5 protein-coding genes are annotated in these 6,413 nt (G+C 34.7%); all 5 read right to left on the bottom strand.

The features are described 5' to 3' along the window. A partial coding sequence (locus tag LWW95_11450; GenBank protein ID MDL1957640.1) for a site-specific DNA-methyltransferase occupies positions 1-575 on the bottom strand: 575 nt, incomplete at its 3' end. A gap of 201 nt (positions 576-776) precedes the next feature. Next, positions 777-1,175, bottom strand: coding sequence for a hypothetical protein (locus tag LWW95_11455; protein MDL1957641.1), 399 nt, complete (start codon positions 1,173-1,175; stop codon positions 777-779). Next, a complete protein-coding gene (locus tag LWW95_11460; protein MDL1957642.1) occupies positions 1,176-2,234 on the bottom strand; it encodes a hypothetical protein in 1,059 nt (352 codons plus the stop codon). 1 nt (position 2,235) lies between these two features. Next, positions 2,236-5,076: a hypothetical protein gene (locus LWW95_11465; GenBank protein MDL1957643.1), complete on the bottom strand. Its 2,841-nt coding sequence runs from the start codon at positions 5,074-5,076 to the stop codon at positions 2,236-2,238. A 197-nt stretch (positions 5,077-5,273) separates the two neighbouring features. Then, complete coding sequence (locus LWW95_11470; GenBank protein MDL1957644.1) at positions 5,274-5,987, bottom strand: hypothetical protein; 714 nt, start codon at positions 5,985-5,987, stop codon at positions 5,274-5,276. Positions 5,988-6,413: the final 426 nt, after the last annotated feature.

A 6,413-nucleotide genomic window follows, 5' to 3' on the forward strand; every position in this document is an offset into this window, starting at 1 on the left:
TGCCTTGCGCCACCAAAATACCAATGTCCGTAAAAATACTCTTTCCATTCTTCTTTTGTTAGTTTAGATTTTTCTTTAATTTCCTTTGAGATTCTTCCACTCTTTCCAGGTTTTTTAAAAATGAGTATAAATTCATAGTCAATCTCAATCATTCCATTAGGCGGATAAGGATAGGAACCCATTACATTTGCTCCACCTGTCGTGTTCATTGTGGTTTTCTTCTGCCAGATTATTGAACCCATAAAGTCAAAACCTATATCTTCGCATTGAGCTATAAATTCGGCGTGTAGTGGTATAATTTTGTATCTGCCATAAATTATAGACCTTGCGAATTGATCGCCTATGTTTATTGCTAATCTCCGTCCCGGTTTAAGAACACGATAACATTCTTTCCATACCCTGTATAAATCTTTCAAATATTCATGCAAGCTTTCTCCATAACCAATCTGTCCGGGAGCTCCGTAATCTTTAATATGCCAGTAAGGTGGAGAAGTAACAACTAAATCCACACTGTTATCATCAATTTCTATCATCTTTCGACTATCACCGATTATTATTCTCGCCCAGTTATTCATCATTTCACCCTATATAATTCCCAAGTATTAACATTTCTACAAAGGGGCTTCGAGCGATTTCGGACAACGTTTGGCGGGTATCTAAAGTCGCCGAAGGCAATTTGGGTGAGGGCTGAAAGCCCGAACCACATACCCGCTTGTTAGGCGACCCGAAGGGCAAGCCACGACAGTGGCGAAGCGTTTCGCTTGGCGGTCTCAAGTTCAATCCTCCTTCAATCGTCTTATAGGTGTCTGTTTGACAGTAAATTTTGTAGGAAATTTCTTCATTACTTCTTTTTTATCATATCCTGCTTCTGAAACTACTATCATAGGCATTTCAATTAAATAATGTCCTCTTTCAACGAATGCATTTAAATCCTCAATGGCCTCTCTTAATCCTGGCTTTTCGCCTTCTATTGGTATTGGTAACCTAACCTCAAATTTTTGTCCGAATATTTTTAAGGTTATCTCAATCCACAATATACTGTCAGGTCTGTCTTTTTTATGAGTATCTCGAGGATTTAGAGAGAGAATAACATCCGCATTTCCTATTTTAAAAGTTTCAGTTCCCTTATATTTTAGAAGAGCATTATATATTTCACTTTCTTTAACTTCAGGCATTTAACTCTCCTCCTTTAAACCTTTCAAGAAAATTGGACGTAAACGTTCCAGAGATTTTTTGACTTCATCCAGTTCAATATCCTCTGGGAAACTTTCTTCACCTTTTAGGAATTTGAAAATCCTCATTCCACTTTCGTCAAGGTGTTCTAAACTTTTCTTTTTTATTTCTTCTAAAAGTTCTTGGAGTTCTGGCAGAGTTTTCTCGTTTAATTCCGACTCCTCTAACGTTTCACTACCAAATGATCTCAAAACAGACAAATACATTTTTATCTCATCGATTAATCTTTCTTTTTCTCTACTATATTCATCTTGCATTTCTTTGATGATAGATTGAGCATCTTTATGAGATCTGCTTTTTACTTTTTCTTTAATTTCTTCTTCTAGAAGCCCCAAATCATGTACTAAGTTGTTAATTTTTTCACTTGTATCATTTAAGTCACTTATAAGTTCTTCAAATTTAATAGAGTAATCTATCAAAATCCCAAAACTACTTAAATAATCAAAATTCGAAAGGGCCTCCTCGGCATCATCTATAAAAGTTGTGTCTCTTAATGTCCTTATTATAAGTTCCCGCTTAAATTGTTCATTTATATTCCTATTGGCAATATCTTTGACCCGCGGACCAATATCTAAAATATCTTGGAGTCTTTGAATGATAATTTCAGGACTTTCAATAAGCCACTTTTCTATTTCTCTTGCTTCAATTAGAATATTCGCAACAATTTCATCAATTTTATTTATTTCCTTAAAGTATTTTAAAATATCATCAATAAGTTCTGTGTTATCGAAAATCTCATCAGGTATCTTTTCTACATCAATTCCTATTTTCTTCAATTTTTCCTTATTCTTATGTCTTAGCGGATTAACAATCGCTCTTTCCAGCGACTTTATAAACTTCTTAACTTTATCCTCAGACCAGTCGCTTATTGTGGTGGGAAGCATTTTTCTTTCGTCAGGCGATATTGTCATAGATTTCTCTATCAAATCATCCAATTTTTTAGAAATATCTTCAGCAGTCCAAATTTTTCTTTGAATTATATCAGTGATGTTTTCTACCATTTTAATCCTCTCCTTTTATTTGACTAAGCCTATTATCAATATTATTTAATGTATCTTCCAACTCGGTTATTTTCTGGGAAATTTCATCCAAGTATTCTCTGTTTTCCTCAGCTCTTTCTTTGATATCCTCCAAACTAAGTGTACCTTCTATCTTTGTGTTTGCTTCAATTATTTTGTCCAAATCCTTCTTCTTTATCCCTAAGAATTTCATAGCTTTTCTGTATTCTAAGAAATTTCTTTTCAAATTCTCTGCTGATTCTTGTAAATCTTCTAGTGCCCTTTCAGTATCGCTACATAAATCATCCAATTCTGTAATATCGTCATCAATTTCTTCTATATTCTCACTAAGCAGTATAATTATAGATTTTACTACATCTGAAGAGTTGCTGGATCTGTTAATCACTTCTAAGAGTCTCTTAAATCCATTAAGAGATTTAACTAATCTTTCGTAATCTCCAAAATCTATTCCATCTAAACCAAAAGTATTTGCTCTTTTTTCCAGATTATAACACTTTTCTAAAGTAGGAATTATTTCATTTTTTAACTTTAGCGATATATTCTGTATTTCTTCCTCTTCTATGTCAAATTCTTTCCTAGTTACTATCCAAATTGCTTCTAGTAAACGATTTACATCTTCGTCGGGATGTAACTTTAGGAAATCATCGAGCCTAAGTATACGTGCCAAATCCTCTAATTTTTCTTTTTCATCTTTTCTCCAATAGTTTCTCAATCCTTCAATGATCTCGGTATCTCTTATCTTACCACCTTTTGTTCGATACGGTAGCAATCGATCTGGTAGTCTCGTATGTCCTCCCTTTCCAGGTGCCTCTCTTCCAGAAATTAGAAATCGCAAATCTCCTATTCCTTTACCTTCTCTACCGCCTTTGAAAAGTTCCCTAATATCTGCTAACAAAAGTTTCTCCTCTGGCTTTAGATTGGCAAACACTAATGCTACACCACTTATTGCCACCTTTCTATGCCCAATCTGTTTCTTTCCCCATACATCGTCTGAATATGGAGGTTTCCCTTTGTAAATAAGTTCGGGTTTAGGGAGAGAGTCTTGTACAGTATCATTTAAAGCCTTACCGTAAATATCAGCCTTTCTAGAAAGTAAAAGATCCTCCTTATTTTCCTTAAATTCTTTTAATATCTCCATTAAATCTCTGGGAATATTATCAAGTTCTCCAGATGCGCTCAGTAGAAAGTCTGTGAGTAAGTGTGGTAGGTATTCTATTCTAAGTTTGTCTCTATTTTCCAACCATCTAAGAAGAGGTTCAGTGTCTGTTTTTATATTTTCTCCATGAGGTAAGAAGCATAAAACTCCTTTGCCATCAGGTAATGCTGAATCGAGAAATTCATCTGATTTCCAATATTCATTAAAATCTCTTTGGGATGCAAAGAAAAGCACTGTTATATCTCCCTCAGTCCACTTCCATATAGGAAGACCTCGTCCTTCCCATCTTTGTTTCATATCCGCTGGCACATAATTTCTTACAATTGGATTCATAGTGGGGAACGGAAACACTTCTCTGATTTCTCCAATTGATAATGGAAGACCTACTTCCACTTCTTTATATTCCCAAAGTTTTCCTATGATCCCGTAAACTGCTGCGTGCTCTTCTTTTGTTCTTTCGTATAGACTAAGTATTTCTCCAAATCTTTTTGAAAGTTCTGGACTTCCATGTTCATATTCAAGAAAATGGTCTAATGTAATAGAAAACAACTCAGGTAAGTCATCTTCATCCACATACGTTAACCAGTTTTCATCTGATAGCGTACGAACAGTCTTTTTGAAATATTCTGCTAAAAGTATCGCATTATCTTTGCTTATTTTAAATGCTTCTATTAATTTGTCTGCAAGTTCTCCAACATTAAGATTTTCAGTATCTATGACGTATCGTCTCGCTTTTTCCATTTTCTTAGGAGAAAGCTTAAATAAATATGGGACTTGAGAAGGATTGATCTTATCAATTACCGCAGGAGGTACCTCGGTTGGTGGTTGACCGATAGGATCTAATTCTGTTCTTAGAATTCTGGAAGTCTCATCAGAATCTAAAGAGTGGTTTAATCTTTTAAGAACATCTATTGTTTTAAATAATTGTCTTGCTTTTCCTCTTGAAAACCACCAGCAAGAATTGCTTCTTCCTGCATCACTGATTATGTTTTCACGAATATATTTAACATCAGCAGAAGGTATAACTATTCTCTTGACTCTGTCTCTATCGGCACCACCAAGTTCATAGATTCCAGCTGGTGCAAATGCTAAAAACTTAAGATGCGTTTTGCTTTCGAGCCACTCTCTCAAAGGTGACCTATCTTTTGTTTGAACAATGTTTTGAAGATTTCCATACTGTCCTTCCAATTCATCTACAAGCAGAATTATTTTTGTGTTTTCAGAGATGCTATGGGAGAATTTCTCTATAATCCTGTCAATGAGAGGTGGACAATCTTTTCTCATTTTTCCTCTCGGATCTATGATATTTTCTAATCCTGCACGATCTCCATTATTAAGACATCTTCTTATTTCGTCTATCTTCTTTTCAACTAAAGAATACACTTCACCTGGTGTCCATTGATGTTCTTCTGTTTCTTTAATTATTTCTCTAAATAAATCTTCAGCGAGAAAGTATAAAGGTATAATTTCCTTTTCAATTGAATATTTATGAATCTGATAAAGAAGCAGCGTTTTACCTATCCCATATGTTCCTAAAATAGCATATGCAAAAGATTCTATGGATGTCCCATTTTTATAGTTCTCTAATATACGTTGAATTTCTCTATCTATATTTTCATGTTCTTTGGAGAGAGGTTCCCATTTTGCCTCATAATTGGCTACTATCATTTTTTACACCTCCATTATATTTTAGACCGCCAAGCGAAATGTCGCCTAACGTTCCGGGGATATGTGAAGTTTGCAGAGCGGAAGCGGAGCAAATTTGGGCGAGCGATAGCGAGCCACATATCCTCCTGGTAAACGACCTGAGCATCAGCGAAGGCAAGCCCCAAAGGGGCGTAGCGTTGGGCTCGGCAAATATATTATTAGAGTTTTTCCTTAAATTTATCTTCCACATAAGCAATCTCTTTTCTAGTTATAGTATTTTCTTTGTTCTGCCTATAAACAAATCCATTATCATCCAACTTTTTCAGTGCAGTATTTATATAGGTGGGTGTCTTGGTTTTGACCCATCTCTTTAATTCATCAGTTGATACTGAGTTGGGATGTTTTTTATAAAGAATTATTAAAATTCTATCAGGCACAGAAAGCGAAGGATCCAAAATCTTCAAATCTTCTCCAAATTCTTCTAATATAGGCACTCTTCTATCTACTATAGAATTTATTATTTTTTGTATTTCTTTTTCTTCGTTTGTGTAGTATAGTCTAATAAGTTCAGCCATAACCCAATCACATGCTGAAATAATATAAGTTGCATCTATATGATCCGGATTAACTCCTTTTATGTGGGCTCCACCTCTCTTACTGCGAAAAGTATATAGTGGATAAAGAACTCTTGGAATTATAATTCGTATGGATTCGGGAAAATTTTGTTTTGGCAAATTTTCAAATTTTTTAAGAGTTTCAGAGACCTTGAGATCATTTTCAATAGGTGTAAAACTACCAGAGGTTATATACTCCAATATTCTTATTGTAATTTCTACAAACTTCCCAACTTTTTCCATGCATTCTTCATCTTTTCCTAGCCAGAAATTTTGTTTTATTTTTTGATAAACTTCCGTTAGTTTTTCAACTAACATAGAATCAACGGTGCCACTAAATATACTGTGTAACCCTTCCATAGAGGTTACCTCTTAGTTTTCTTTGGAAGCTCGTTTTCAACAAAGTATATTCCATGAGGAGATAATCTATATTTTCCCCGAGAAACTTCTTCAAACCACCGGTATCGATTTTTACCATCTATTACTGATTGCCAAATTTTTTTAGGAGGTTTCCGAGCCGATGCTGCCCAAATTTTCTTTATATCCTCTTTAGTGAAAGTTTCCTTTCCCTCATACTTTTTTAAATAATACGCCAACACTACCGCGGTTTGCATTGCTCCTGAGGGTTTTTTTCTCAATAAATTCTTTAATGTAAGGTTTTCCTTCTTCGGTTTCTCTCTCTTCTTTTTTCTCAATTTGAGAGGGTTCTTTTACGGGAGCATATCTTACAGGAAATTTTTGTAG

The organism is Candidatus Desulfofervidus auxilii, from assembly GCA_030262725.1.
Lineage (GTDB): Bacteria > Desulfobacterota > Desulfofervidia > Desulfofervidales > Desulfofervidaceae > JAJSZS01.